The 25,769-nt window shown below is 70.2% G+C and carries 22 protein-coding genes and 5 pseudogenes; 14 read left to right on the plus strand and 13 right to left on the minus strand.

Features of this window, described 5'->3' with window-relative positions; all coding sequences use genetic code 11:
• Window positions 1-203: 203 nt before the first annotated feature.
• Entirely contained in the window at window positions 204-1,478 is a 1,275-nt protein-coding gene (locus ACGFWE_RS39085) for a sulfite oxidase (RefSeq protein WP_393604987.1), read from the plus strand.
• Here ACGFWE_RS39085 and ACGFWE_RS39090 read toward each other — a convergent pair.
• Window positions 1,433-2,014, minus strand: a pseudogene (locus ACGFWE_RS39090) (hypothetical protein); the annotation flags it as partial. The gene ACGFWE_RS39085 and the pseudogene ACGFWE_RS39090 overlap by 46 nt on opposite strands.
• Here ACGFWE_RS39090 and ACGFWE_RS39095 point away from each other — a divergent pair.
• From ACGFWE_RS39095 to ACGFWE_RS39110, 4 genes and pseudogenes are all read left to right on the plus strand, one after another.
• A pseudogene (locus ACGFWE_RS39095) lies at window positions 2,014-2,183 on the plus strand (cupin); the annotation flags it as partial. The pseudogenes ACGFWE_RS39090 and ACGFWE_RS39095 overlap by 1 nt on opposite strands.
• Before the next feature lie 156 nt (window positions 2,184-2,339).
• Entirely contained in the window at window positions 2,340-3,464 is a 1,125-nt protein-coding gene (locus ACGFWE_RS39100) for a hypothetical protein (RefSeq protein ID WP_393604989.1), read from the plus strand.
• Between the two features lie 429 nt (window positions 3,465-3,893).
• Window positions 3,894-3,959, plus strand: a pseudogene (locus ACGFWE_RS39105) (hypothetical protein); the annotation flags it as partial.
• Between the two features lie 32 nt (window positions 3,960-3,991).
• The gene (locus ACGFWE_RS39110; protein ID WP_393604991.1) at window positions 3,992-4,597 is read left to right on the plus strand and encodes a zinc-binding dehydrogenase; all 606 of its coding nucleotides are present in this window, start codon (window positions 3,992-3,994) and stop codon (window positions 4,595-4,597) included.
• A gap of 38 nt (window positions 4,598-4,635) precedes the next feature.
• Here the strand turns inward: ACGFWE_RS39110 and ACGFWE_RS39115 are convergent, their stop codons facing one another.
• Window positions 4,636-7,386, minus strand: coding sequence for a Tat pathway signal sequence domain protein (locus tag ACGFWE_RS39115; protein WP_393604993.1), 2,751 nt, complete (start codon window positions 7,384-7,386; stop codon window positions 4,636-4,638).
• Window position 7,387: 1 nt separating this feature from the next.
• Complete coding sequence (locus tag ACGFWE_RS39120; RefSeq protein WP_352389600.1) at window positions 7,388-8,119, minus strand: DUF6250 domain-containing protein; 732 nt, start codon at window positions 8,117-8,119, stop codon at window positions 7,388-7,390.
• A gap of 256 nt (window positions 8,120-8,375) precedes the next feature.
• On the opposite strand from ACGFWE_RS39120, the gene ACGFWE_RS39125 reads away from it, so the two are divergent.
• From ACGFWE_RS39125 to ACGFWE_RS39140, 4 genes and pseudogenes are all read left to right on the plus strand, one after another.
• Window positions 8,376-8,501 (plus strand): hypothetical protein, encoded by a 126-nt coding sequence (locus tag ACGFWE_RS39125; RefSeq protein ID WP_393604995.1) that lies wholly within the window; start codon window positions 8,376-8,378, stop codon window positions 8,499-8,501.
• A gap of 658 nt (window positions 8,502-9,159) precedes the next feature.
• Window positions 9,160-9,351, plus strand: a pseudogene (locus ACGFWE_RS39130) (glycoside hydrolase family 76 protein); the annotation flags it as partial.
• A gap of 158 nt (window positions 9,352-9,509) precedes the next feature.
• Window positions 9,510-9,707, plus strand: a complete 198-nt coding sequence (locus ACGFWE_RS39135; protein ID WP_352389882.1) for a hypothetical protein — start codon at window positions 9,510-9,512, stop codon at window positions 9,705-9,707.
• 90 nt (window positions 9,708-9,797) lie between these two features.
• Window positions 9,798-11,000, plus strand: a complete 1,203-nt coding sequence (locus tag ACGFWE_RS39140) for a glycoside hydrolase family 64 protein (RefSeq protein ID WP_393604997.1) — start codon at window positions 9,798-9,800, stop codon at window positions 10,998-11,000.
• 98 nt (window positions 11,001-11,098) lie between these two features.
• On the opposite strand, the gene ACGFWE_RS39145 is transcribed toward ACGFWE_RS39140, so the two are convergent.
• From ACGFWE_RS39145 to ACGFWE_RS39165, 5 genes are all read right to left on the minus strand, one after another.
• Entirely contained in the window at window positions 11,099-12,196 is a 1,098-nt protein-coding gene (locus tag ACGFWE_RS39145; RefSeq protein WP_393604999.1) for a HoxN/HupN/NixA family nickel/cobalt transporter, read from the minus strand.
• A gap of 146 nt (window positions 12,197-12,342) precedes the next feature.
• Window positions 12,343-12,669, minus strand: coding sequence for a nitrile hydratase accessory protein (locus ACGFWE_RS39150; RefSeq protein WP_352389595.1), 327 nt, complete (start codon window positions 12,667-12,669; stop codon window positions 12,343-12,345).
• A 31-nt stretch (window positions 12,670-12,700) separates the two neighbouring features.
• A complete protein-coding gene (gene nthA, locus ACGFWE_RS39155) occupies window positions 12,701-13,324 on the minus strand; it encodes a nitrile hydratase subunit alpha (protein WP_352389594.1) in 624 nt (207 codons plus the stop codon).
• Window positions 13,321-14,073 carry a nitrile hydratase subunit beta gene (nthB, locus tag ACGFWE_RS39160; protein WP_352389593.1) on the minus strand — a complete coding sequence of 251 codons (753 nt, stop codon included), beginning with the start codon at window positions 14,071-14,073 and terminating at the stop codon, window positions 13,321-13,323. The genes nthA and nthB overlap by 4 nt, the downstream gene beginning before the upstream one ends.
• Window positions 14,070-14,588 carry a DUF1097 domain-containing protein gene (locus ACGFWE_RS39165; protein WP_393605095.1) on the minus strand — a complete coding sequence of 173 codons (519 nt, stop codon included), beginning with the start codon at window positions 14,586-14,588 and terminating at the stop codon, window positions 14,070-14,072. The genes nthB and ACGFWE_RS39165 overlap by 4 nt, the downstream gene beginning before the upstream one ends.
• Before the next feature lie 594 nt (window positions 14,589-15,182).
• Between ACGFWE_RS39165 and ACGFWE_RS39170 the strand changes: the two genes are divergently transcribed.
• Entirely contained in the window at window positions 15,183-16,250 is a 1,068-nt protein-coding gene (locus ACGFWE_RS39170) for a GlxA family transcriptional regulator (RefSeq protein WP_393605002.1), read from the plus strand.
• Window positions 16,251-16,388: 138 nt separating this feature from the next.
• Here ACGFWE_RS39170 and ACGFWE_RS39175 read toward each other — a convergent pair.
• From ACGFWE_RS39175 to ACGFWE_RS39190, 4 genes and pseudogenes are all read right to left on the minus strand, one after another.
• Window positions 16,389-16,873 (minus strand): annotated as a pseudogene (locus tag ACGFWE_RS39175) (alpha/beta fold hydrolase); the annotation flags it as partial.
• 153 nt (window positions 16,874-17,026) lie between these two features.
• Window positions 17,027-17,341 (minus strand): hypothetical protein, encoded by a 315-nt coding sequence (locus tag ACGFWE_RS39180; protein WP_393605004.1) that lies wholly within the window; start codon window positions 17,339-17,341, stop codon window positions 17,027-17,029.
• Between the two features lie 248 nt (window positions 17,342-17,589).
• Window positions 17,590-18,693, minus strand: coding sequence for a ferritin-like protein (locus tag ACGFWE_RS39185; RefSeq protein ID WP_352389589.1), 1,104 nt, complete (start codon window positions 18,691-18,693; stop codon window positions 17,590-17,592).
• A gap of 872 nt (window positions 18,694-19,565) precedes the next feature.
• Window positions 19,566-20,195 (minus strand): TetR/AcrR family transcriptional regulator, encoded by a 630-nt coding sequence (locus ACGFWE_RS39190; RefSeq protein ID WP_352389588.1) that lies wholly within the window; start codon window positions 20,193-20,195, stop codon window positions 19,566-19,568.
• 145 nt (window positions 20,196-20,340) lie between these two features.
• Here ACGFWE_RS39190 and ACGFWE_RS39195 point away from each other — a divergent pair, with 145 nt between their 5' ends.
• The 4 genes from ACGFWE_RS39195 to ACGFWE_RS39210 all read left to right on the plus strand — a co-directional run bounded on the left by ACGFWE_RS39195 (window position 20,341) and on the right by ACGFWE_RS39210 (window position 24,706).
• Window positions 20,341-21,822 (plus strand): MFS transporter, encoded by a 1,482-nt coding sequence (locus ACGFWE_RS39195; RefSeq protein ID WP_393605007.1) that lies wholly within the window; start codon window positions 20,341-20,343, stop codon window positions 21,820-21,822.
• Window positions 21,823-22,499: 677 nt separating this feature from the next.
• A complete protein-coding gene (locus ACGFWE_RS39200; RefSeq protein ID WP_352389586.1) occupies window positions 22,500-22,718 on the plus strand; it encodes a hypothetical protein in 219 nt (72 codons plus the stop codon).
• 167 nt (window positions 22,719-22,885) lie between these two features.
• Complete coding sequence (locus tag ACGFWE_RS39205) at window positions 22,886-23,590, plus strand: DUF4232 domain-containing protein (protein WP_352389585.1); 705 nt, start codon at window positions 22,886-22,888, stop codon at window positions 23,588-23,590.
• Between the two features lie 291 nt (window positions 23,591-23,881).
• Window positions 23,882-24,706: a hypothetical protein gene (locus ACGFWE_RS39210; RefSeq protein WP_393605009.1), complete on the plus strand. Its 825-nt coding sequence runs from the start codon at window positions 23,882-23,884 to the stop codon at window positions 24,704-24,706.
• Between the two features lie 82 nt (window positions 24,707-24,788).
• Here ACGFWE_RS39210 and ACGFWE_RS39215 read toward each other — a convergent pair whose 3' ends face one another.
• Window positions 24,789-25,742, minus strand: coding sequence for a GlxA family transcriptional regulator (locus ACGFWE_RS39215; RefSeq protein ID WP_393605011.1), 954 nt, complete (start codon window positions 25,740-25,742; stop codon window positions 24,789-24,791).
• Window positions 25,743-25,769 lie beyond the last annotated feature (27 nt).

Below are 25,769 nucleotides of genomic sequence, written 5' to 3' on the forward strand. Positions count from 1 at the left end.
GCCGTGGACCTCGTCCGGGTCGCCGCCGCGCTGTGTCGGACGAGCGGCTGATCGCGCGCCTCCCCGTTCTCTGCCAGCGGCTCTGTCAACCACCTTGCGGGAAAAGTCAGTTGGGTCTGGCTGCCGTGGGACTGCTGGATGTCCGGGCCCTGCCCCTTGCCGCCCCCTGCCGTGTTCCATCGCCCCCATGACGAGGACCCGCCATGTCTGTTCCCACCCCGCCCGGTCACCGCCTCGAAACCGACTACGACCGCCGAAGGCTGCGTCAGTGGCTCGCTGGTGAGGCCAAGGCCGACGGGGTCACCCGCCGCCGGCTGCTCACCCTGCTCGCCGCCACCGCCGCCGGGACCGCACTCGTGAGCCCCCGCTCTGCCCGCGCCGCCGTCGCCGGGATCGTCAAGCCGCTGCCGCCCGAGTGGTTCATCGAGCGCGGCACCAACGCCGAGACCCGCTGGGAGGCGTTGCGGGGAACCGGCCGCAACACCCCCAACGAGAAGTTCTTCGTCCGCAACCACACGGCCACCCCGGTCCTGGACGCGGACGACTGGCGGCTGCGGTTGTGGGGGAGCGGGCTGCGCGGCACCCCGGGTGAGGACCGGCCGGTGGAGTTCGGGTACGACGATCTGCGCGCGCTGCCGGCTGTTTCCCGGACCGCCTTCGTCGAGTGCGCCGGCAACGGCCGCTCCTACTACACGACGCAGCAGGGCGAGACCGTCACCGGCACGGCCTGGACGCTGGGCGCGATCGGGGCCGCGCACTGGCGCGGGGTACGCCTCTCCGACGTGCTGCGCCGGGCCGGCCTCCTGCCCCATGCCGTGGACGTGCAGCCGCGCGGCCTGGACGCCGAGTACGTCAGCGGCGGCGAGAGCCTGGGGCGGGTACGCCGCCCGCTGCCGCTGGCCAAGGCGCTGGACGACGTACTGCTCGCCTACGAGATGAACGGTGAACGGCTTCCGTACGACCACGGGTATCCGGTGCGGGTGCTGGTGCCCTCCTGGGTGGGGATCGCGTCGATCAAGTGGGTCGGTGACATCGAGGTGTCCGCGCAGCCGCTGTTCTCCCCCTGGAACACCACCTTCTACCGGCTGTTCGGTCCGGCCCACCCGGAGGGCGGCAGCGCGCCGCTCACCCGGCAGGCGACGAAGAGCGCCTTCGAACTGGCCGTCGGGGCCACGTTCCCGGCAGGCCGGGTGCACGTACTGCACGGGCGGTCGTGGTCCGGCGCGGGTGCCGTCGCCCGGGTGGACGTCAGTACCGACGGCGGGGCGAACTGGCGCCCTGCCCGGCTGCACGACCGGCCCCGCGCCGGCACCTGGACCCGCTGGTCCCTCAGCTGGCGGCCCGAAGAACGCGGCGCCACCGACCTGCTGGCCCGTGCCACGGACACGTCCGGCCGCACCCAGCCGGACGTCGCCGTGCCCAACACGCAGGGCTACCTGTTCGACGCGGTGGTACGGCATCCGGTGAGCGTGGTGTGACGACTCGCTGAGCGCTGGTCGAGCAGTTCGCGCACGAGCGAGGCGACCTGCTCCGTCTCGATCAGGAAGCCGTCGTGGCCGTAGGGCGACCCGATCAGGCGCAGGCGGTCCGCTCCGGGAATGCCGGCCGCCAACTCGGCCTGCTGGGACGGTGGATAGAGGCGGTCGGAGTCGACTCCGGCGACGAGGGTCCGCCCGGTCACCCGGCGCAGCGCGGCCCGCGTGCCACCGCGGTCGCGGCCGACGTCGTGGCTGTTCATTCTCGGAGAGGGTGACATAGCTGCCGGCGTCGAAGCGGCGCACCAACTTGGCGGCGTGTTGGTCGAGATACGACTCGACCTGATACCGGCCGCCATGGAACCGCCGATCACCAACGCTCAACGCTCGATGCCCAGTTCGTCCGCGAGGCCGGCCTCCACGGCGACTTGGTCGCGCCGGCTCAGGAACAGGAAGCCGCCGCCCCAACTCCGCGCGTCCGGACGCGGCGAGGACGGCCCGGTACCGCCCTGGCAGCCGCCGAGCAGGTTCCGTGCGATTCCGCGACGACGCGGGCCCGAGCCGGTGGGAGGTACGCCTACGCACCTCCCCCGGGGACTACATCTCTTCACCCCCCCGTTCGTGCCGCACCGCGAGGAGAACCCGGACCCGGCCGAGGAGGCCGTGGTGGTGATCGCGCGCAGCACACAGGAGGCGATCTTGGTGAGCCGGGGGAGTCCTGAGAAGTGGGCCCTCCCGGTCCTCGACTGTGGCGTCGTGCCGCCTGAACCCGCCGACGGGGCTAGCGTGGCAGGTGGCGCCGACGCCGCCTCGGGGGCCCCGTGGGCACGTGCGATCGGCGGAGGCAGCTGACGAGAGGGAGTCATGCTGGTGTCGTCCCAGGGCGTTACGGTCGTGGTTCTTCTGGCGGATCCGGATGCGCCGACGGAGATGGCGCAGCGCATGGCCCGGACACTCCCTGACCGGCTGGCCGTCAAGTGTGGTCAGGGGCGACGGTTCGACGTCGAGGTGGTCAGCGAGCCCTTCACCGCAGGAACCGAGGACCCTGCCACCCTGATGCGCCGGATCATGGACCGCCAAAGAGCGGAGGACTGGGACATCGTCGTGGCCCTCACCGATCTGCCGCTGCACTCGCACGGGCACAAGGTCGTGGTGGATCTGAGTCACGAACACTGCTTGGCGTTGCTGTCCCTTCCTCCACTCGGGGGCTTGCGTCTACAGACGAGGGCCCGGCGGGCCGTGGAGGAAACCGTGCTCCGTCTGGCGGGCCCGCAGACCGCCACCGGGGCCGAGGGAGCTCCTCGAAGTCATCCGCCGCTGGGGTCCTTCGCCGGTCGTCTCGCGCCTGTCCACGCGGGCCCGGTCGGTGAGGAGGAGCCCGCCGATCTGCGGTACGTCGCCGGCGGCCCGCGCGGTTACCTCAGGGTGCTCGCCGGTATGGTCCGCGCCAACCGGCCGTGGCGGTTGGCGCCGGGCTTGTCGAAAGCCCTGGCGGCCGCACTCGCCACGGGAGCCGTCGCCACCGTGAACTCCACCGTCTGGAGCCTGGCCGCGTCCCTGAGCGCACCACGCCTGGTGATCGCCATGGTCGGGTCTCTCGCGCTCATGATCGGCTGGCTGATCGTGGACGCGCAGCTGTGGCATCGAGCGGCAGGGGATTCGCCGGAGGCGAGGAAGAGGACGGCTCTCTACAACGCCTCGACGGTCGTGACCGTGGGCATCGGAGTGCTCGTCTGCTACGCGGGTTTGATGGCCATCAACTTGGTGTGGGCGCTTTTCGTCCTCAACGACCGCGTGTTCCTTTCCCTGACACGCACCCCGCTGCATGCCACGGAGTACTGGACGTTGTCCTGGTTCGTCGCTTCGATCGCCACGGTGGGCGGCGCGCTGGGATCGGGCCTGGAGAGCGACGAGGCGATCCGGGCAGCCGCCTACTCCAAGCGCGAACAGGAACGTCGCAGCGCGCTGCGGGACAACGACGGTGACTAGCCGACGACCTGCGTCGGAGATGTGTCGTCGGCCGGTGGTCGTCCGGGTCCGGAGAATGCGCTGACCGGTCGGTGAGTGGCTTGTTTGGCGCCGGGGGCCGACGGGGACCCGATGGGCGCGCCGCCGGAACGCCGAATCTCCGTCTGGGGGGCCGGTGGCGGCTGTCCGCCGAGGCGTGCCGGAGCCATGGAACTTCCCCGGCGAAGCGACTTCCGGGAACAAGCTCTGTGCGCGGTCTCCATCACCGCCGTGCTGGGCTCATGCCACAGCACCGAGGGAAGTCATCATGAAAGCGGCGGTATATGAAGGTCCCCGAACGGTCACGGTGAAGGACGTACCGGACCCGAGGCCGACATCTGCGGTTCGGACCTGCACATGTAGGAGAGCCGCACCTCGTTCGAGTCCGGCCCCACCCTGGGACACGAGAACATGGGCGAGGTCGTGGAGGCCGGTCCGGCCGTCCGCAAGGTCCAGGTCGGCGAGTACGTGGTCCTGCCCTTCAACATCGCCTGCGGGAGGGTGACGTCGTGGCCGTCTGGGGCGCCGGTCCGGTCGGCCAGTTCGCGATGGACAGCGCCCGGGTCCTGGGCGCGGAGAAGGTCATCGCGATCGACAAGGAGACCTACCGCCTCGACATGGCCGCCGCCGAGGGCTACACGACGATCGACTTCGAGGACACCGACGTACGGTCGGCGTTGCTGGAACTCACCGGCGGCCGGGGCCCCGACAAGTGCATCGACGCGGTCGGCCTGGAAGCCACCCACGGTGCCTCCCACGTCCACCTCTACGACCGCGCGAAGCAGGCGGTCCGCTCGGAGACCGACCGGCCGCACGCCCTGCGCCAGGCCATCCTGTCCTGCCGGAGCGGCGGCGTCGTGTCGGTCATCGGCGTCTACGGCGGGCTGATCGACAAGTTCCCGGCGGGTGCCTGGATGAACCGGTCCCTGACCCTGCGCACCGGGCAGTGCCACGTGCAGAAGTACATGAAGCCGCTGCTGGGCCTGATCGAAGAGGGCAGGATCGACCCCACCAGGGTCATCACCCACCGGCTGCCCCTGACCGAGGCCCCCGCCGGCTACGACCTGTTCAAGAACAAGAAGGACCACTGCGAGAAGGTCGTCCTCACGCCGTGAGGCCGCGCCGATGAACCGCGGCGCGGGCCCCGGGCTCCTCAACTCAGTGCGTCACCGACCAGGGCCAGGTCCTGGATGGCCGCGAGACCGTACAGGGCCGTGGAGTTGCTGCTGACCCAGGTGGCGTCGGTCCCGGCGTTGAGTACGGTGGGCCCGTCGATCTTCGTGGTCGCCCACGGGGTGCTCGCGTCCGGGTAGCCGTCGCTCGCGGTGAAGTTGCGCCAGGCCCGCGCCGCCAGCGCGTCCTCGCCGGTCAGTTTCGCCGCGTACGCGTCCAGGCGGGAGTGCCCCTGCACCAGGCTGACCTTGAAGCCCGCGCCGTAACGGGCGGTCTTCTCGGCCGTGGTGGCGTTGAAGTAACGGCAGTAGTCCAGCCAGGCGGCCCGGAAGCCGGGGATGTCCTTCTCGTCGACGGCGTCGATCAGTTCGGCGGCCAGCTCGGGCAGGCCGAAGCTCGCGGAGAGGTGGGAGACGTCGATCACGGGCTTGCTCTGGACGGCGAAGGCGCCCGTGTCGAGGTCGTACAGGCCGCTGCCCTGGACGAAGCCGTTGGGCTGTGCCGCGATGGTCGAGGCGCTCGCCAACAGCTTCTTCCTCGCCGTACGCCACTGGGGGCCGCGCCGCTCCCACTCCGTCCACCAGGCCCAGCCGAGCCCGCTCCAGTCGGTGCCGAAGCCGATGGACAGGGCGTGCCGGTCCCCGGGGACGTAGCCGTCGGTGCGGACCTTGCGCTGGGGATCCAGGCGAAGGAACGTCTCGTCGGCGTCCACTTGAGCGTGCATCAGGTCGCCGGTGCGCTCGTCGGCGGTGAGGTAGTAGAAGAGGCGGCGGTAGACGGGCGTCGAGATACGGACCTGTTTGGCGCTGTCGCCGAAGTGCTGGACCCCGTGCCGGGTGCCCAGACCGGCCCACTTGCCGAGGTGGTAGACGTCGACCTCGCCGGTGTGGCGGGTCATGGCCTCGGCGAAGCGGTAGATGTCGGCCCGTCCGGAGCGCAGGTAGGCCAGCCAGAGCCACAGGTCGGTGGAGAGTTCGGAGTTGTCCCAGGCGTAGCCGCCGACGTCGTAGCACCAGGTGTGGCGGTCGGGGTCGTAGGTGTGCTGGACGTCGCCGTAGTCCAGGAAGCCGTACCAGCGGCGCTGTTCGCGCTGGTCCCGGTAGTAGGTGAAGAGCAGGTCAAGGCGGTCCTCGATGGTCTTCCTGGCGGAGGTCGAGCGGTCCACGGGCGACCAGAGCCCGGCGAAGACGCCTGCCTTGTGCAGGGTCTCGGGGCCGGCGACCAGCTGCGGCGGGGTGGTCAGCGCGTCCTTCTGGGCGACCAGGGTGCCGGCCGTGGGGGTGGCGGCATTGGCCCAGAGGTAGAGCTCGGAGGTGCGGGCGATGCCGTACGGGGTGCCGAAGCCGGGTTCGTAGTCCTCGTAGGTGATGCCCAGTCCGGCGGTCTGCTCCTCGTAGGTGTCCTGGCCGAGGCCGTCGTGGTAGAAGCGCAGGTCGAGCGGCTGGGCCTCGGGCGACCAGAGCCAGAGGGTGACGGTCGCCTCGGCGGAGGCGGCGTTCTTGATGTCGAGCTGGGCGGGGTGCTTCTGCCAGAAGTCCCGCAGGCCGAAGGAGAGTCCGCCGCTGACCCCGCCGACGTAGCCGAAGCCGGGGGCACGGGTGCCGCCGGTGGTGTGGATCCAGCCGTGACCGGCCTTGGTCCGCTTGCGGACGGTGAAACCGTCGGCCGAGAGCTGGGCGAGGCTGTAGTCACCCCAGGCCGGGACGTACTGCAGCGCGGAGGAGACCCGGGTGTCCCAGGTGGAGATGTCCGGCAGCTTCTCGCCCTTGACCTGCGCGGTGCGCACGGCAGCGCCGGGGTCGCGGCGCAGGCCGGTGATGCCCTGGACGGCCTCGGTGAGGAATCCGTCGTCGGCGCCGGCGAGGCGGACGTGGCGGTTGTAGAGCTCGTCGGTGAGGGGGACGCGGATGCGCAGGCCCAGGCCCTTGATGAAGTCGCCGCCGGCCTTGCCGGGCTCTTGTGCGCCGTCGTACGTGATGGTGTGGACGACACGGATGGCCTCGGACCCGGCGTACAGATAGAGCCGGATGACGAAGGGCAGCCAGGAACGGCTGCCGCGCTCCTGTCTGCCCTCCAGGCGGATGACGGCGCGCACCGGGCCGGACTGCTCGACGGCGACGGAGCCGACGCGGCCGGTGAAGCGTTCCCAGCGGGTGCTCGAACCGCTGCCCTCGCAGTCGTCGTCGATCTCCGGCTGGCGCAGGACGACCAGTTCGGCCTTTTTCGCTATGTCGGTGTTGCCGCGTCTGATGCTCCGTACGACGTCGTGCGCGCCGGCCTTGGCGATGCTGACCTGGATGACGCCGGTGTCGACGTCGATCGTGCCCCCCTTGGTGTCCACGGTGAGCGCGGTGTCCGCTTTCGCGGGCGTGCCCGGGGCCAGCGTGTAGCTCTCGGAGGTCCCGGCGGTGGCGCCGACCGCGTGGGCGGTCCACTTCAGGCTGCCGTCGGGCCAGTAGGCGGTGGGCCAGGACTGGACGGGGACGGCGGTGCCGTCACCGGCGGTGAGAGCGAAGGCACGGTCGGCGGGGAGCGCGCCCTTGGGCCACGCCACGCCGAAGGTGGTGCCGGGAGCCTCGGCAGGGGTGCCGCCCTCCAGCCAGGTGAGCTTCACCGGGCCGGCGGCGGCCTCGGCCGGGGCTGCCGCGGCCGGGTCGGCGGCGAGCGCCCAGGAGAGCTGGGTGGCCACGACGGCCGCGGCCGCCGCCTTGAGAGCGTCTCTGCGCGACATCTCAGGCACCGTGACCGCCCCCGAGCCGCCAGACGCGGAAGTCGCTGACGTGAAAGTGGCTCCAGGTCGTGCGGAAGGCGAACCAGCCGCTGGTGTAGGCATCCTGGTCGGTGTAGTCGAAGACCAGCTCACCGTTGTCCCAGTACTGGATGTGCCTGCCGTCGGAGACCAGCCGGATGCGGTTGGGCTCGTTCGCGGTGAGCAGCGGCGAGGTGTAGTCGTAGATCAGCGGCCGGGAGCCCGCGACGCCGACGTAGCGGCGGAGCCGGGTGGTGGTGTTGTAGTTCGCGCCGAGGCCCGCGTAATACGTGGTGAGGTGGTCGTAGTCCGCCAGGGCGCCACTGCGCGCCGTGGCGAACAGGTCCCCGGGGGATCGTGAATCCCTGGCGTTCCAGAACGAGTTGAGGTCGCTGACCCGGTCGTTGGCGCCGCCCGCGGAGACCGGGGTCGCCGTGAAGTCGATCTCGTACCGGCCCGAGAACGGCCGCTTGAACCACACCGACGCCCCGGCGGGCACGTCGACGTCCAGCACGCCGCCCTTCGCCGTGACGCTGCCGCCCTGCTCCAGCTCGGTCCGCCACTGGCCGGTGCCGTGCCGGAAGTCGTCGCGCGCCAGCAACTGGCGGTGGTGGTACGGGCTTTGACCGGACGGTGCGGCGGCGGCGCCGGGGGACAGGGCGGTGGTGACCGCGACCGCGAGGCTCACCGCGACGGCGGCCCAGGTGTAGCGCATCGGAAGATCCCTTTCTGTGGACGCCCAGGATCGTACGGAAGCCAACCGTTCCGATCAGTAAAAGCCACAGAAGTGAAAAGAAGCGTTCACGATCAGTCGAATTCGCTGTCGAATCCCGGATGTCGGGACCGAATGTGACGCGGCATGACATCTGTATGGCCACCGCTCCCCGATCTTCGTGCGGAGCCGCCGGGACAAGCAGGCTCGGGGCAGACACCCCTCCCCAACATCCCCCCGCACCACAGGAGTTGCCCGCATGTCGTACGACAGCCCGTTGGTGACCGGCATCAACACCCTGCGCATCGACGCCGCCAGCGGCTCGGCGGGCGGCGGGGGCTACCTCAGCCCCAGCTACGGCTTCGACGCCCTGGACCTGCTCTGAGGACGTGACCGACAGAGGCGCGCTGTTCCTGTTGCCCCAGCAGGATCACAGGAGGCCAGGACGTTTGCCTGGGGCTGAGACGAGACGACCGGGGTGTCGGCGTGCGGGTCACCGCCCGCCGTCCGGCAGGCGGGCAGGGCAGGCTCCCGTTGGTGCACGCGGCGGGGCTGTCACGCGCGTATCCGACGGCCTGCGGTGCGCCCGCGGACGCGGGGCGGCTGCGCGACGGCGAGACAGTTCTGATCCATGGGGGAGCGGGCGGAGTCCGTTCGGCCGCGGCGCGCGTCCTGGGCCACGACGCGTTGTTCGCCCGGAAGGACCTCGTGGACGGGGCCCGGGACCTCGGGCGGCACACGGACTGGACGGCGGACGCGCGGTACCTGGGGAAGAACAGCCGGAGCATCGCCGGATACAACGTCGGTGATGTCGCCCGCCGTTCCCCTGCGGACTGCCGTCGATGCGAGGCCGCGCTCGTAAGGTCCAGACCATTGACGCGTACACCGCTTCCGGTTAGCGTCTGCGACACGCTTTCAAGGACCAGCCCCTGTGCCCCCACCGCAGTGCTCGGCAAGCCTCGGGAGTTCTTCCATGCAAGCCAAGCGATCGTTGTCCGCCGCACTTCTGCCAGGTTTCCTGATAACGATGTCAGTCAGTCGGCCTGGCTCAGGTCCCGGGCGACACCACCTGTCTTCAGCGCGCGAAGGCGGACTGGACCTGGTTCCAGGGCACCGGCGTGGTCAACTCCGACGGGACGGTGGGCGACGGAATCAGCTTGAGCACGTGCAAGAACGCCAATGCCACCGTCCGGTCGTACAACCAGGGCCAACTGGTCGGCGGCCTGACCGAGTTGTACAAGGCCACGGCCGACTCCTCCGTCCTCACCGCCGCCCGTCGGATCGCCGACGCCAATACCACCTCCAGCAGGCTCCACACCTCGGCGGGCATCCTCAAGGACCCTGTGAGAGCGGAGACTGCGGTGCAGACGGTCCCTCTTCCAAGGGTGTCGACGTGCGCGGCCTGGCGAAGCTCAACGCGGTCCTGTCCGACCGCCCGTACACGGCGTACCTCAGCAGGCAGGCCGCCCAGGCGTACGCGTCCGACCGCAACGCGCTCGACCAGTACGGCTTGCGCTGGTACGGCCCCCTGGACAGGACCGACGCCGCCCGCCGGCAGAGTGCCCTCGATCCGATGAACGCCGCCTCCTGACTCCCGCCTTTCACCGGCGGGCCACAGCCCTGGAGCCGGCCCAGGAAGCCTCTCCCTTCACCTCTGCGCACCAAGAACAAGGAGGAGAACGTGTCCATCTCAGTGACGCGAAGGACGCTCGCCGCCGTACTGGCAGCCCTGGCCATCGCTCTGGGTATCACCGTGACGGGCCCCGGCAGCGAGGCCCAGGCCGCCGTGCCCAGCACCATCCCGCTGACCGTCAGCAACAACTCGGGGCGCGGTGACCAGGTCTACGTCTACAACATCGGCACCCTGCTCACCACCGGCCAGCAGGGCTGGGCCGACGCGAACGGCACGTTCCACGCCTGGCCCGCCGGGGGCAACCCGCCGACAAACGCGCCTGACGCGTCGATCGCAGGACCGGCCAACGGCCAGGCGATGACGCTGCGGATGCCGAAGTTCTCCGGTCGGGTGTACTTCTCCTACGGCCAGAAGCTCGTCTTCAAGCTGACCACCGGCGGACTTGTCCAGCCCGCGGTGCAGAACCCGTCCGACCCCAACAGGAACATCCTGTTCAACTGGACCGAGTACACCCTCAACGACTCCGGACTGTGGATCAACAGCACCCAGGTCGACATGTTCTCCGCGCCGTACGCGGTCGGCGTGAAGGCCGGCGACGGCACGGTGAGGAACACCGGCCACCTGAAGCCCGGCGGCTACAACGGCTTCTTCAGTGCGCTGCGCGGCCAGCCGGGCGGCTGGGCGAACCTCATCCAGACCCGTTCCGACGGCACGGTCCTGCGGGCCCTGGCGCCGGGACACGGCATCGAGGCGGGCGCGCTGCCGGCGAATGTCATGGACGACTACGTCAACCGTGTGTGGCAGAAGTACAGCACTTCGACCCTGACGGTCACGCCCTTCGGTGATCAGCCGAACACCAAGTACTACGGGCGGGTCTCCGGCAACGTCATGAACTTCACCAACGCCTCCGGCGCCGTCGTCACGACCTTCCAGAAGCCCGACTCCGACAGCATCTTCGGCTGCTACAAGCTCCTGGACGCACCGAACGACCTGGTACGCGGCCCGATTTCCCGCACCCTGTGCGCAGGCTTCAACCGCTCGACGCTGCTGACGAACCCCAACCAGCCCGACACCAGCAGTTCCGGCTTCTACACGGACGTGGTCACCAACCACTACGCCCGCAAGATCCACGCGCAGATGGCCGACGGCAAGGCGTACGCCTTCGCGTTCGACGACGTGGGCAACCACGAGTCGCTGGTGAACGACGGAAATCCGCAGCAGGCGTACATCACCCTCGACCCCTTCAACTGACCCCGGGATCCCGGGGCTTCCCGGGCCGACGGAGAAGCCGTTGCCGCCACCTGCCGTGCCAGGTGGCGGCAACGTCGGTGCACAACTGCCTTTCTGGCTCAGAATCGCCGGGCCACGTCGTCAGCGTTGCCCGGCCGGTCGCCGTACTTCTCGGCGAGTCCGCGGAAACGCCAGAGGGCGGCGGCGCAGAGCCAGGACGCCGCGAAGATGGCGACCACGATGTAGCCGAGCAGTTCGAAGTGGTCGGCCAGGGAGGCGTAGGCGGTGACGAGTGTCCCGGTCCTGGTGGCGTCGGCGACGAGCCCTGCGACGTAGACGCTGGCGATGAAGGCGGCCACGGCCACCGTCATGCCGGTCGTGGCGATGTTGTAGTAGAGCCTGCGGGCGGGGCTGCGGTACGCCCACGAGTACAGGCGGGTCATCAGCATGCTGTCGGCGGTGTCGAAGGCGCTCATCCCCGCGGCGAAGAGCAGCGGGAGGGAGAGGACGGCGAGGAGGGGCAGGCCGGACCCGTGGGCGGCGGCGCTGGCGGACAGGGCGAGCAGGGTGATCTCGCTGGCGGTCTCAAGACCGAGGCCGAAGAGAATGCCGACCGGGTACATGTGCCATGACGAACGGATCAGTCCGCGGGCGCGGCGGCCGAGGATGCGGTTCATCAGGCCGCGGTTGAGCAGATGCTCATCGAGCTCACCCAGGTCCAGCCGGCCTGAGGTCATACGTCGCCACAAGCCGACGATGCCGGCCAGCACCATGAGGTTGAGCACGGCGACGAGCAGCAGGAACACCATGGCCACGATCTGCGAGACCAGCCCGCCGACGTGGCGGAAGGTGTCGATGCCCGAGCCGGCGGCGCCCGCGGCGAGGGCGACGACGAAGGCGAGAGCGAGGACCACGGTCGAGTGGCCCATGGCGAAGAAGAAACCCACGCCGACGGGTCTGCGTCCGCGTTGCATCATCAGCCGGGTGGTGTCGTCGATGGCGGCGATGTGGTCGGCGTCGAAGGCGTGCCGCATGCCGAGTGTGTAGGCGAGGGTTCCGGCGCCGGCGAAGGCCCCCGCGCCGGCCGGGCCACTGGCGTAGAAGAGATACAGGCTCCATCCGATGACGTGCAGGGCGGCGATGACGCCGACGATGCCCGTGATGCGCAGCCGTTCGGCGCGGGTCCATCGGCCGGCGGTGATGGTCGTTGTGGTCACACACACATCCTTGGCGGAGGGCACCGCGCGGTGCCGTCACAGTGGGAGAGGGCGGGCCGCACCCGCCGGTCGTGCGCCATGAGCGGGTGCGGCCCCGGGGGACGGGCAGTTACGGACGTCCTGGGTGGGCGAGGTCTTGGAGCGGGTTACGCCCCGAGGAGGGCACGCATCTCGTCGTCCGCGACCAGGTCGTGATCGACCAGTACGCCTTCGAGCGCCGCGAGCCAGTGCTCGTAGTACTGCCAACTGCCCTGCTCGGTCGCGGCGGTGGCCTCCCATGCGCCGATGGCGGCGATGAGCCGCTGCTGGAACGCGTCCCACGGGTAGTGGCCGAACTCGGACAGGGCCACGGCGACGCCGAACGCCCGGCGCTGCCAGTCGGCGTCGAAGGTGGGCGCGTTCATGTCGGTGACGCAGGTGTCATGCAGGGGCGAGGTGGGCGAGGTGGGCGTGGTGGTGGCGGTGGCCTCCATGGATTCTCTTTCTGTGGTGTCCGGGTGCGGCTCAGGCGGCAGGTGAGGGAACCTCGGCGATGCCGATCATCGCTTCGGTGGTGACCAGGGCGGCGAGTTCCTCCTCGCTCATGCCGTCGGTCCCGGAGGGCCGCTGCGGAATGACGAACCAGCGGGAATGACCGCTGCTGTCCCACACCCGCAGTTCGACGGAGGGGTCGAGATCCAGGCCGGTCTCCTTGAGCACCACACGGGGCTCCCGGGCCGCGCGGGCGCGGAAGGTCGGGTCCTTGTACCAGTACGGCGGGAGGCCGAGCACGGGCCAGGGGAAACAGGAGCACAGGGTGCAGATGACCAGGTTGTGCACGCCGGGGACGTTGGCCACGGCCTGCAGGTGTTCGCCCTCGGCGCCGTCCATGCCGATGGGGAGGTCGAGTTCCGCGACGGCGGCCGGTGTGTCCTTGACGAGTCGTTCCGCGAACTCCGGGTCCGTCCAGGCACGGGCGACGATCTTTGCTCCGTTGAGCGGCGTCATGTCTGTCTCGAAGTAGCCGAGGACCTTGTCCACGGTGGCGTCGGTGATCACGCCCTTCTCGATGAGCAGGGCTTCCAGCGCCCGCACGCGGGCGGCGCTGCGGGCTTCGCGGTCCTCGGGGTAGCCGAACTGCACGGTCACTGCTGTTCCTCCGTCGCGTGGGTGAGGTAGGCCTGGTAGAGCTCGCCGTAGAGCACGGCCCCGGGTTCGGCGAGTTCTCCCCAGAGGTCGGTCGGTTCGAAGCGGACGGCGTAGACCGGCATCGGCTCTCCGATGCCGTCGGGGCCGGTGGAGCAGAAGTAGCCGTAGTTGCCCTCGAAGACGCGCTCCACGGTGCCGGTGCGGCCGCGCAGGTTGCCCGGCAGCCGGGTGTGCTCGGTGGGCGGCACGTCCGTGACGGTCACCCGGTCACCGACGGCGAAAGCCGGGGACTCGGCCGGGCCCTGGCGGGGGGAGTCGCCCTCGCGCAGGTAGCGGATGACCTGGTCGTCGATGCGTTCGTCCCCGCCCTCGGGCAGGCCGAGTCCCGGCTCCTGGAGGTACTCCGCGGCCTTCGCCTCCAGTTCCTCCTCGGTGATGTAGCCCTGGGAGACGAAGAACCCGCCGATGCCGCCGAGCCACTTCTCGTAGTAGCGGTACTGGAAGTAGGCGAAGGGGTGCATCGCCTCGGCGCCCTTGCGCAGGTCTGCCCAGGTCCACACGGAGGAGAAGGCCGTGGGAACGTCGTCGATCGGGTACTGGGGCACAGCGTCGGTGAGGTGGGCGCTCAGTCCCATCATCGCGACGTGGATGCCGAAGATGCGCTGCTCCCATTCCTCGACGAAGACACGGGGCTCGTAGGCGACGGAGCCGAGGTTTTCCAGCCCTCCGAGATGGTGCTGAAGCTTCATGAATGTCCTTCCGGGGCCGGCTCGGCGGCCGTGCGGGCGGTCATCGCGGCTCCCCAGTACTCCGAGGCGATGCCGAACACCGCGCCCAGGACCATGGACAGTGCCGCGACGAGCGTCGGGTTGTTGATGGACGCGGTGGTGATGTCGTGGCCGGTGGCGGCCACGGTGCCGACCGTGGAGGCGAATCCCCACACGATGGCCGGGAGTTTCGAGAGCAGGGGGATCTTCGACGCCTGCACCATGGCGGCGCTGCCGACACCCACGGCGATGGCGGCGACGGCGGTGCCACCGCCCAGTGCGTGGATGACCAGCAGCGTGAGCGAGGCGATGGCAATGCCGGTCAGGTTCGAGGCGATCGACCTCGCCATGCCGTCGGTGCCGGCTCCGAGAATGAAGAAGGAGGCCCAGGCAATGAAGATGACCCAGACCGGAACGGTCAGGACGGTTGCGGTCAGCAGCGTGGCGACTCCGCCGAGTACGCCGATGCTGATCGACAAAGCATTTAGCTGGCGCATGGCCAAACCACTCCTCTGGCGCCGGGTTCGCACGGCCCGGCGGAATTCGTGCCCGAACAAGGGCAGGCGATAATTGGTCCGCTGAGAGGCGGAAGAGAATGGAATCCATGCCGCAGAGGTTTGCGAGGATTCTGACGTGAGCAGGCGTGCTTCTTCGGCTTCTGCTGCCGAATATGTCCTGGCAGGGTGCCCCGTGACGACCGGGATTACGTCGGTGCCAATTGTGTCGGCTACGGTGCGGTGAGACATCAATAGGTTCCGGCTATCGTGTTTCACTCAAGTTAACGATGGCTGAATAAATGATGTCCGCAATTGACGTCGGCGGCATTACTGTGGCAACGCATAAAAAGCCGCCCAGGCCCGTCGGTGAGGCCATGGGAGGCTGCAAGGTCAATATGAGCACTGGACCAATCAGGTCTCCGTGCGGTTAGTATTCCTCACCCGGTATTTCCGGGAACCCGGATACCCGGCCAGGTGATTTGCTCGGCTCCTACGTTCCCGCCCGGAGGGGTCACGGGCCAAGGGCTGCAACGGACACACGAGCCACGATTTCGGACACGAGGGCAAGCCTCGCTCCACTGAGGAGGTCGGAGTATGAACCGGAGTATCGCGGCCGCGGACCGCAGCGCCGAGCGGACCATGGCCTTCGTCCTGTACGACAAGGTGACGCTGCAGGACGTGGCGGCGCCGCTGGAGATCTTCGCCCGGGCCAACGACTTCGGGGCCCGCTACCGGGTGCTGCTGATCTCGCCCACGGGGCAACCGGTCGGGACCACCGCGTTCACCCGGCTGAGCGCGGACATTGCCGTGACCGACGCTCCCGACTCCATCGACACCCTCCTGGTGCCGGGCGGTGTGCCGGCCGACTTCACGTTCGCCTCGGGCACGCACGACATTCCGGAGGAGCTGACCCCGGACACGGTCCCCGAGGCGCTGGCGATGGTCCGCGAACTGGCGCCCCGGGCATCGCGGATCGCCTCCGTCTGTACCGGGGCCTTCGTGCTGGCCGCCCTCGGGCTGCTGGACGGACGCCGGGCGACGACCCACTGGGCGCACTGCGCGCGACTCGCCCGGGAGTACCCCCGTATCGACGTGGATCTGGACGCCCTCTTCGTCCAGGACGGCCCCTACGTCACCGGGGCCGGCATCAGCGCGGGCACCGACATGGCCCTGGCCATCGTCGAGAACGACTACGGCACCGACGTCGCCCGCAGGGTCGCCCGGTGGATGGTCGTCTTCCTGCAACGCCCAGGTGGCCAGGCCCAGTTCAGCGTCTGGTCCGAGGCGGGCGCCCCCACCACGCGCGGCCTGCGCCAGGTCCTGGACTCAGTGGTCCTCGATCCGGCGGCAGACCACTCGACTGCCGCGATGGCCACCCGCGTGGCGGTGAGCGAACGTCACCTGGGGCGGATGTTCCGCGACGAGGTGGGCATGACGCCGGCCCGCTACGTGGAGCAGACCCGGCTGGAGGCGGCCAAGCTTCTCCTGGTGAGCGGCGACGAGAGTCAGGAGTCCGTCGCACGGCGTGCCGGCTTCGGCTCCCCGGAGACGATGAGACGGATCTTCCGCCGCAACCTCGGAGTCTCACCGGGCGGTTACCGCAGCCGGTTCCGGACCACCGGCATCGACCGCCAGGAGACGGAGCCCGACGAGGATGACTGATACGGCGATGTCCTCACCCCCGCGCCCTCCAGCAACGGCGTCGGCCTCCCCGAAAGCGCGTCCGCGATCCTTGAACACGTACGCAGCCGCGCGGACGGCGCCGAACGCCCTCCGCGCGGCTGTCGCTCCGCAGAGCGGTCAGCTCGTCGCCCGTACCGCGTCGCGGATCAGGGCGGCGACCTCCTTGGGCCGGGAGACGGCGACCGCGTGGGAGGCGCCCGCCAGCTCGACGATCGTCGCGCCGGCCCGCTTCGCGCCGAAGCGCTCCACCTCCGGGTTGCTCGCGTGGTCCGCTTCGGCCACCAGGGCCCAGGACGGCTTGGTCTTCCACGCGGCGGCCGACGCCGGCGCGGTGAACGACGAGGCGACCAGCGGGCGTTGGGACACGGCCAGCGCCTGGGTGACCGGGGCGGGCACGTCGGCGGCGAAGATGCCGGGGAACGCCTCGGCCTGGATGGTGACCTCGACGGCCTCTCCCCGCCCTCGACCGGGTACGTCCACTCCTTGAGGTTGCTGACGAGCTGCGAGAGCGGGAAGCGGCCCCCCAGCTCACCGAGGCTCTCGCCCTCCTCGGGGACGTAGGCCGCGATGTAGACGAGGCCGACGACGTTCTCCGTCGTCCCCACCTGGCGTGATCCGCGATGTCCACCCGCCCCCGTGACATGCGAGCAGCCCACGACACGGACCCGCCTGGCTCGGGGGAGAGGCGGTAGGGGGCGGCGTCGGGCCGGTGCCCGGGGAAGATCTCGTCGAGTCGGGGCAGGGCCCTCCGACCGTCACTGCCGGGGCTCGATCCGCTCGATCCGCTCGATCCGCAGGCGCCGCCCGATCGCCTCGCCGGGAGTTCGTGGCGAACGCAGCCGGCCGCTGCACCGTCCACTCGGCCGGCCCGCTCCCGGCCAGGGCGTCGCGGCCGCGCGGTACCGCGGGTAGACCCAGGAGCCGCAATGGTCACCGCCCACGAACGTCACGGTCGGCTGCCGTACCTGCGCAATGAGGGCCGGGGCGAGCGGCGCCTTCACCGACACCGCGAACCCGGCCCGCAGGGACTCCACGGTGTGGATGCCGAGCAAGTCCTGCTTAGGGCCCATGAACCCGATCGGTCCCGCCGTCTCCACGGCCTGGCTGGTCGTACAGCGCGCCCAGACCCGAGGTGTCGAGTGTCTTCAGCCAGGATCCGCTCCGGATGGGCCATCGCGGAGTCCCGGACGGTGATCTGGTCCGCCCACTCCGGCTCGCCGCGCTGCGGACTGGAATCGCCCTGGCCGCGCAGGTCGTACGAGGTGAGCCGGGGATGCCCGCCATTCCTGTGGCCTGGCGGACATCTGGGGGGGGGGCGTCAGGGGAGGGCGTGGAACTGGGGGCCGTATGTGCTGTGAGTGCCGGGGATCTTGGTCTCCATCAGTCGTACGGCGGGCTCCTCCAGGGAGCGCATGGCGTGGATGGCCGCACCCAGGGAGCGGGGACCGCCGTCGCCCCAGGCGGCGTCGAGGGAGTCGAGCAGGGTGGTGTAGGTGGTGTCGAACCGGTGCAGGAGCTGCTGCACGGGCGCCGACGGGCGGGGCCAGCCGCCGGCCGGGACCCGGGCCATGGGGCGTGTGTCGGGGAAGGGGACGGGCGCCCCGGTGAACGTCCAGCCCGCGTCGGTCTGTTGCAGTTGCCGGCCGTGGTAGATCTCGCCGAAGGCGTAGTAGTGGGCCGGGTGGTCGTCGGCGAAGGAGTCGGCCGGCGAGCTGCTCGTGCCCTCGCCCTGCTCCCTGATGATGTCGATGGAGCGCTCCACGTCCAGGAGGGTCTCGACCGGCCGCAGTTCGTCGGACCCGATGTGGGCGTTCAGCTGCCCGCGGGCAGACAACTGCGGGGCCACGGTCATGAAGCACTCCAGAACGGCGCCGTAGAAGGCGCCGATGGTGGGCGGGGCGCTGTCCCTGAGGGCGAGCGGTTCCTCGGGGGCTTCGACGGCCATCATCACGTCGTGCACGTAGGACCTGGTCAAACCCGACAGATACACGGTCACGCCGGCGCGTACGCCACCCGGCAGCGGGCCGGGGTAGGCGGGTGCCGCCGCCCTGATCCGGGGCCTGCCCCCCACGGCGACGAGCAGGTTGCACACCAGGCCCAGGTGGTACATCTCGTCGTCGAGGATGCGCCGGATCAGTCGCGCGGCATCCGCGCCGCGGTCCCTGATGGACCACCAGCCGCACAGGTACGGCGGGATGGTGGACAGTTCCAGCCCCACGGCGACCTGTAGCGCCGACCTGAGCCAGTCGATGCCGCGACCGGCCTCGGGCATGGCCAGCAGGCGCGCCACGGAATCGAGAGGCCACGGGTCGGCCGGTCCGTCGTGGGAACCGACGGCGGACGCCGGTGCGGCTGTCGCGGTGGCCGACGCGGCCGTCACGGCGGCAGTGGCCAGGAACGTCCTGCGCTTGAATGGAGCCATCGCCGGCCTCTCAGCATCTTCCCTCACGCCAGTCTTCCTCGCTTCGAGTCGTGGCCCTGCCTCCGCCGCAGGCGTACGGGACCATAGATCAGCTGGCGAAGCTAGCAGTCATCACCGCAGATGAGAGGCGTGACGGGCAGACGTGGGGCCACGGCCACCCTGTCAGACCAATCCGATGAAAGCCCGGGAGGCAGCCCAGCCGAGCCAGTAGCCCGGCCTCGCTGGGCAGCCCGAAGGCTCATGGCGGGGTAGCGCAAACCCGCGCATCTGGCGGGCGATTCGCTTGGTCCCTGGTTCAGGTGGTGTGCGGCCAGGCGCGCATCAGAGCGCCTCGCTGAACTCCGGGTGCGTGAGCCACGCCCCTCGGCGTACATGAGGTGACAGGTCTCGTGCCGGCTCCGCCGACCCCGTAGCGCGCCGCCGCCGAACCCGGTGGAGGAGTCCATGGACGGGCGACATCTTTGGCCGTCTTGTCGTCAACTCCTGCCATCGCCCGCGAGGAGTTGTCCGGTACCCGGACGCCGAGCCGACGTGCGGCCCGGAGCGCGCCCATCGCCACCAGGTGGTTGACGGTGACCACGGCGGTGAGGTCAGGGTGCGCAGCGTCTCAGACGCCCCGGCGCCTCCTGCCCCCGAGCTTGCATGTCCCCGGCGCGACGTGACCTACCTTTGACCTCGATCCGTCAGCGGGGGTTCAGTCACTGAGTGGGTAGTTGGTTCGCCCGCGATGCCCCCTGACGTCGAGGGCGAGTTCCACGGGCCCGGGGTGGTGTTGGGCAGGTGACGTTGGGACACCGATCCTGGGGCAGTCGAAGTTGCGGCCGACGAGTTCGTCCCCAGGCGGGGTGCCACCACCACGCGAAGGAGACCCCTCAGCTCGCGGACACGGCGCCGACGAGGGGGCCGGAGGGGGTGTTCCACACAGTCATCGCCATGTCCACCAGGCCGTGCAGCTGGGCGCGGTCCGCCCCGTCGCGGGCCTGGAGGGACAGGCCGTTGAGGAAGGTGGTGTAGAAGGCGGCGATCCGGTCAGTGTCCGTGTCCGCGGTCAGCTCTCCGCTGCGCACCGCGGCGTCCAGGCGGGCCTGGATGGTGGTCTTGGTGCGGGCACGGCAGCGCAGCGCGAAGTCCCGTACGGACTCGTGGTCGGCGGTGCAGTTGGTGGCGGCGAGCACGATCATGCAGCCGCGCGGCTTGCCGTCGGTGGTGAACCGGTCGACGCTCTCGTGCAGCAGCGCCGCGACGGCTTCGCGCGCCGTCGGTGCCTGGTCCATGGCCTGCCGGGAGGCCTCCGCCTCGGTGCGCTCATAGAGCCCGATGGCCTCCCGGAACAGCTGTTCCTTGTTCTTGAACGCGGCATACAGGCTCGGTGGGTTGATGCCCATGGCCGCGCTCAGGTCGGTGGTCGAGGTGGTCGCGTAACCACGTTCCCAGAAGACCAGCATGGCCGTGTGCAAGGCCGCGTCACGGTCGAAGGCGCGGGGGCGTCCGGTGCGGGCCACATGACCTCCTTGACGGCGCGGGGGCCGCTCGATAGCTTCTTATGTAGAGCTTAGTACATAAGTCGCCGCGGCCGCTGTCCTCTGGAGCGGCAAACGGGCGGCCGCTTCGTCCTGCCCTCCGACTCTACGCAAGGAGACCGGTTTCATGACTGTCGCGGACGATGCCCCGGTGGACGGCGCGTCACCCGTCAAGGGTGGCGCGGAGGCGGCCGTTCGGTGGGGGCTGCGGGAATGGTCAATGCTCGTGGTGGTGTGCGGCGCGTTCTCCCTGGACGCGCTGGACAACATCATGGTCGGCATCGCGACCCCCCGGATCAAGGACGAGTTCGACATGAGCACGTCCGCCGCACAGTGGGTGGTGAGCGCCTACGTCCTCGGCTTCGGCGGCTTCCTGCTGCTCGGCGGCCGGATGTCCGACCTGCTCGGCAAACGGCGGGTCTTCCTCGCCGGCCTCACCGTCCTCGCCGTCGGCTCGCTGGCCGGGGGACTGGCCACCAGCGGGTTCATGGTGGTCGCCGGCCGGCTGGTGATGGGCATCGGCGCCGCACTGACCGCGCCCTCCGCCCTGTCGATCATCGTCGGCAACTTCCCCGAGGGCCCGCAGCGCAACCGGGCCGTGGGCATCTACACCGCCTGCGGTGCCGTCGGGTACTCCATCGGCGTGGTGGTCGGTGGCGCCCTCACCGAGGCCGGCTGGCGCTGGACGTTCATGCTTTCCGTGCCCGTCGCCGTCGCGGCCCTGATCGGGGCCCTGCTCCTGGTCCCCAAGGACCCCGCGCACGACGGCACCGAGCGCCACTACGACGCCGCCGGCGCGGTCACCGTCACCGCCGCCATGCTGCTGCTGGTCTACGGCATCGTGCAGGCACCCACCAAGGGCTGGTTCTCCGGCGCCACCCTCGGCGTTCTCGCGCTCGCGACGCTGCTGCTCGCCGCCTTCACGGTCATCGAGTCGCGCGCCCCGCAGCCGCTGCTGCGCCTCGGTCTGCTGCGCAACAAGTCGCTGGTGGGCGCCGGCCTGATCGCCGCGGCGATCCTCGGCACCTACATGAGCTACCAGTTCGTCGGGAGTCTCTACCTCCAGTCCTACCGGGGCTGGTCCCCGCTGGAGATGGCCTTCGCCTTCCTGCCGATCGGTCTGATGATCCTCACCTTCGCGCCGCGCGCCGGGAACTGGCTCGGTCGCACCGGCCTGCGCTGGCCGGTCTTCGGTGGCATGGCCGCGTACGCCGTCGCCTTCCTGCTCTTCCTGCGCGTCGGCGAGGACTCCTCGTACTGGTGGACGGTCCTGCCGAGCATGCTGCTCATCGGCATCGGCTTCCCGTTCGCCTTCACCGCCGCCAACGTGCAGGCCACCTCCGGAGTCGACGAGTCCGAACAGGGGCTCGCCGCGGGCATCCTGCAGACCGGGTACCAGGTGGGCGCCGCCGTGGTGCTCGCCGTGGTCACCGTGCGCATGGGCGACGAGGACACCGCCGAGCCCGCCCGGATGCTGTCCGGATACCACCAGGGCACCTGGGTGATCGTCGTGATAGCGGCGCTCTCGGCGCTCTCCGTACCTGTCGTGGCCCTCGCCGCCCGACGGCGCGCCGGTCGGGTGGAGCCGGCCGGACGGTCCCTGGGTTGACGGACGCCGAGCCCCGCAACTGGAAGCTGAACCAGCCCAGGTGCCGGTCCCCGAAGCCGTCGCGCGCCGCCAGCGCCTGCTCCCGTGCCTCATGGGCCGGACTCGGCCGGCCGCCGCGGCCAGCAACTGCACCTGGGCGGCGGCCTCGTAGGTGAAGAACCGGTGCACCGGCTCGTCGACCGAGCCGCCGACGGTGATCAGCCCGTTGTGGCGGAGCAGGGTCGCCCGTTTGTCGCTCAGGCGGGGGCGAGGTGAGCAATGTCGGCGCCGGGCTGTTCGACGGCCGACGACCAGCGCGAGCAGTTCGGTCGTGTCGGCAGTCCGTCCGACAGGCCGGTGCTGGTCGCGGGACGGTCGTAGATGTGGTGCCGGCGGGCCGCTTGTCGAGGGCGCCGTGTGACCGTTCAGCCCGGGTGCCGCGGCTGAGGTCGGCGGCCACGGGTACCCGCCACCACATGTTCAGGCGCGCCCTGTGGCAAGGGAAGGGTGGCCGGTACCGCCGGAGGGGTCGCGATGACCCTCGGCGAGAAGTATCGAGCAGGGCCCATCACCGGCCGACCCGGCTCACACGTCCCGGCGCGGGTCGTGCAGCGGCTGACCGGGCTGAGTGAGGCCCTGTGAACAGTCGCGGGCGACCAACTGGGCCTTGCACTACGGCCAAGGCCGCCCTGCTCGATGTGCTGCGCTCGATCATGGCCCATGCGGGACTGCGCGGACCGGTCGCCTCGGCCAAGTTCGCCGTCGTACGGCTCACCAACGACCGGATCCCCGAGAACGCCACCGGCGCCGTCGCCGCCCGCGACGGCCTCGGACCCGGACAACGCCACGCCGCGATCCGCACCGGCCGCCACGCCGACGTGGGCCCGCTGTTCCGCAAGAACGCTCACAGCCGGTAGCACAACCGAGCTCGCTCTGCCGGGGCGTTCCACGGTGGTTGTGGCCGGGTTTCGTCACCGGTGGGTCACAGGTCGGCGTGCAGGAGAACTGCCGGCTCCACGGTTCTGTCTGGTTCGACGGGGCGGCGAGCAGCCGTGCTCCACAGAACTGCGAATCGGGGGACAGCATGCGGTACGTGAACGGAATGCGCGGCTCGGCGGTGGCGGTCGTCGTGGCTTCTGCGGCGCTGGCGGTGGCGGGATGTCAGCCGGGCGGGGGCGGTGCGGACAGCGGAGACGGCGGCGTCACTCCGTCCGGGGCTGTCAGCTCGGCGGTTTCCTCCTCCACGCCAGGCGCACCGAAGCCGAGCGGCTCCGCTTCCCGGCCCGCGACATCTGCGCCCACCGCTTCCGCACACCCGTCGTCCGCACCCGCTTCGAGCAGTGCGGCGGCGACCTGTTCCGCGGCCGGTCTGAAGGCGACCGCCCGTCAGGCATCCGTGCGGCCGGCCGGTACGGGGACCGGGGCGGCCGTCGTCGAGTTCACCAACGTGTCCGGACGGACGTGTGTCCTCGAGGGGCACCCCACGGTGGCCGGCGCCGCGAACGGTTCTCCCGAGATGAACGTGCCGCTCACCGTCAAGCCGGCCGGAGCCGCGGCGCCGGTGAAGGTGGCCCCCGGCGGCAAGGCGTGGGTGGAGCTGACGTTTGTTCAGGTGCAGGGAGAGGCCGACGGATACTGCGTGTCCGGTTCGGCGCCCGTGGTGTATCCCACGATGGTCGTGCGGCTGCCGGGGTCCGGGGCGCATCAGGTGGCCCTGGACGACGGGCAGTTCGCCGAGTGCGACGACACCGTGACCGTCACCGCCGTATCGGCGGTCAGGCCTTCTTGACGATTCCGTACCGGCCCCTCAGGGCCAGTTCGGCGACAGCGGTGTCGGCTGGTCCGACGTGATGATCACATCACCGAGCGTCCACCCTGCCCGCGCCACCCAGGCGGGCTTCGATGAGCGCATCCAGTTCGGCGGTGCGGGCGGCATGCTTCAGCCCGTCCTGGACGTCTGGCCCGCAACCGACTCGCTCCAACCGCATTTCGTTCGCACTGTTGTGCGTAATTTCGTAAGATCTTCGCGCGAGGCGGTACCGCAGTGGCCGAGTGCTCGCCCAAGAACTTCGGAGAACCCATGCGCCGTCCTCTCGTGCTCACCGCTGCCACCGTTGCCGCCGCGCTGCTGTGCGCCGGTTGCTCCACGGCCGACGACGGAAGCCGGGACAAGTCCGCGGCCGCGTCACCGTCTTCCACCTCGTCCTCCGGCCCCCGCTCCGCCGTACGGGCGGCCGTCGCGGCTCTCCGTGAGGACAGCGCCGGGTTCCGCCAGGAGATCGACCTGGAGGGTGAGGGCCAGGTGTACGGCCTCACCATCACCGGCGGCTTCGACTTCGCCGAGGACAGGGGCCACCTCGCGGTCGACTTGCCCGGCGGCGCCATCGACCACAGCGACCAGGTCTTCGCGGACGGCAAGATATACATCAGCGGTAGCGGCGCCCAGGAGATCGGCGAGGATGCCTGGGGGGTTGTGCCCCGGGACAAGGCGCAGGCTCACTACCTGCTGCGGGCCCCGCTCAACGACCCGGAGCACGTCCTGCAGCAGATCGCCGCAATGCGCGAGATCTCCCGACACGGCGAGGAGAACGTCCAGGGGGTGCGCACAGTGCGCTACCGCGGCATCCTCGACCACCGGACCGTCACGTTGCGCATGGCCCCGGATGTGCGCACGAAGACGGAGCAAGTCCGCGACGCCCTCGGCAGCGACCTCCCGGTCTTCGCGGACGCGTGGGTCGACGGCCGGGGGCGCCTGGTGCAGGCCCGCATGAGCGTCAACCTGTCCGGTGCCCAGGTGACGCTGACCATGGCCCTGTCGGACATCGGCGAGCCGGTCCGTGTGACGGTTCCGCGGGCCGCGGACACGATCCCCGTCACCAAGGTCGGCGGCATCCTGAGCGGCTGACCGGACAGTCCGGCCAACGTCCCGGCAGGGAACGCTTCTGCACCCCGACGCTCCGGCTGCCTGATCAGTCAATTCATGACGCTCAGTCAGCATCTCCCCCGGAGGCCCCAGTGGGCACTCGGTTGAAGCTGGCGCGATAGGCCGTGGGGGTGAGGCCGACCCGGTCGGCCATGTGCTTGCGGAGGGAGTCCGCGCTGCCCAGGCCGCTCTTCCGGGCTACCTGGTCCATGGGCAGTGCGGTGGTCTCCAGCAACTCTTTGGCCCGGTCGATCCGCTGGTGGAGCAACCATTGCAGCGGGCTCAGCCCGGTCTCCGCGTGGAAGCGCCGGGTGAGGGTGCGCACGCTCGTCCTGGCGTGACCGGCCAGGTCGGTCAGGGTGAGCGGGCGATCGAGGTGTTCGAGCGCCCAGACGCGTGTGGGGGCGAGCGAGGTGCCGCGCTCCGGCGGTAGCGGTGTGTCGATGAACTGGGACTGGCCGCCCGGCCGTACGGGAGGGACGACCGCCAGGCGCGCGGCCGTGTTGGCGACCGCCGCGCCGTAGTCGATTCTGACCAGATGCAGGCACAGGTCGATGGCGGCGGCTGCGCCCGCGGAGGTGAAGATGCCGCCGTCCTCGACGAAGAGGAGGTCGGACTGTACATCGACGGACGGGAAGCGAGTGGCGAGGTCGCCGGCCAGCCCCCAGTGGGTCGTGGCGCGGAGCCCGTCGAGCAGGCCGGCCTGGGCCAGTACGAAAGCACCCGTGCACAGGGAGGCGATCCGCGCGCCGGCGGCTGCGGCTTTCCGTAGGGCGTCGAGGACCTCCGTGGGAGCCTGCTCGCCGCCGCTGCCGACGGCGATCACCGTGTCGGCGCCCTCGACCGCGTGCAGATCGTCCGGCACCACGATGTCGGGGCCGCCGACGGTTGCCATCGGTCCGGGCCGCGCGGTGCAGATGCGCACGTCGTAGTCCGGGACGCCGTTGAACACCATGAGCGGGATCGACACGTCGAAGCTCAACACGGGCGGCACGATGACCGAGGTGACGCGGTGCATGGCCAGAACCTCCGGAAGGGTGGCATT

It is taken from the genome of Streptomyces sp. NPDC048523 (assembly GCF_043199815.1).
GTDB lineage: Bacteria > Actinomycetota > Actinomycetes > Streptomycetales > Streptomycetaceae > Streptomyces.

Coding starts and splice junctions, on each gene's coding strand:
- nthB (WP_352389593.1), bottom strand. CDS start 14,073: ATGAAGCTTCAGCACCATCTCGGAGGGCTGGAAAACCTCGGCTCCGTC.
- ACGFWE_RS39170 (WP_393605002.1), top strand. CDS start 15,183: ATGAACCGGAGTATCGCGGCCGCGGACCGCAGCGCCGAGCGGACCATG.
- ACGFWE_RS39100 (WP_393604989.1), top strand. CDS start 2,340: ATGCTGGTGTCGTCCCAGGGCGTTACGGTCGTGGTTCTTCTGGCGGAT.
- ACGFWE_RS39150 (WP_352389595.1), bottom strand. CDS start 12,669: ATGGAGGCCACCGCCACCACCACGCCCACCTCGCCCACCTCGCCCCTG.
- ACGFWE_RS39125 (WP_393604995.1), top strand. CDS start 8,376: ATGTCGTACGACAGCCCGTTGGTGACCGGCATCAACACCCTGCGCATC.
- ACGFWE_RS39180 (WP_393605004.1), bottom strand. CDS start 17,341: ATGGGCCCTAAGCAGGACTTGCTCGGCATCCACACCGTGGAGTCCCTG.
- ACGFWE_RS39120 (WP_352389600.1), bottom strand. CDS start 8,119: ATGCGCTACACCTGGGCCGCCGTCGCGGTGAGCCTCGCGGTCGCGGTC.
- ACGFWE_RS39215 (WP_393605011.1), bottom strand. CDS start 25,742: ATGCACCGCGTCACCTCGGTCATCGTGCCGCCCGTGTTGAGCTTCGAC.
- ACGFWE_RS39185 (WP_352389589.1), bottom strand. CDS start 18,693: ATGGCTCCATTCAAGCGCAGGACGTTCCTGGCCACTGCCGCCGTGACG.
- ACGFWE_RS39195 (WP_393605007.1), top strand. CDS start 20,341: ATGACTGTCGCGGACGATGCCCCGGTGGACGGCGCGTCACCCGTCAAG.
- ACGFWE_RS39205 (WP_352389585.1), top strand. CDS start 22,886: ATGCGGTACGTGAACGGAATGCGCGGCTCGGCGGTGGCGGTCGTCGTG.
- ACGFWE_RS39210 (WP_393605009.1), top strand. CDS start 23,882: ATGCGCCGTCCTCTCGTGCTCACCGCTGCCACCGTTGCCGCCGCGCTG.
- ACGFWE_RS39085 (WP_393604987.1), top strand. CDS start 204: ATGTCTGTTCCCACCCCGCCCGGTCACCGCCTCGAAACCGACTACGAC.
- ACGFWE_RS39165 (WP_393605095.1), bottom strand. CDS start 14,588: ATGCGCCAGCTAAATGCTTTGTCGATCAGCATCGGCGTACTCGGCGGA.
- ACGFWE_RS39115 (WP_393604993.1), bottom strand. CDS start 7,386: ATGTCGCGCAGAGACGCTCTCAAGGCGGCGGCCGCGGCCGTCGTGGCC.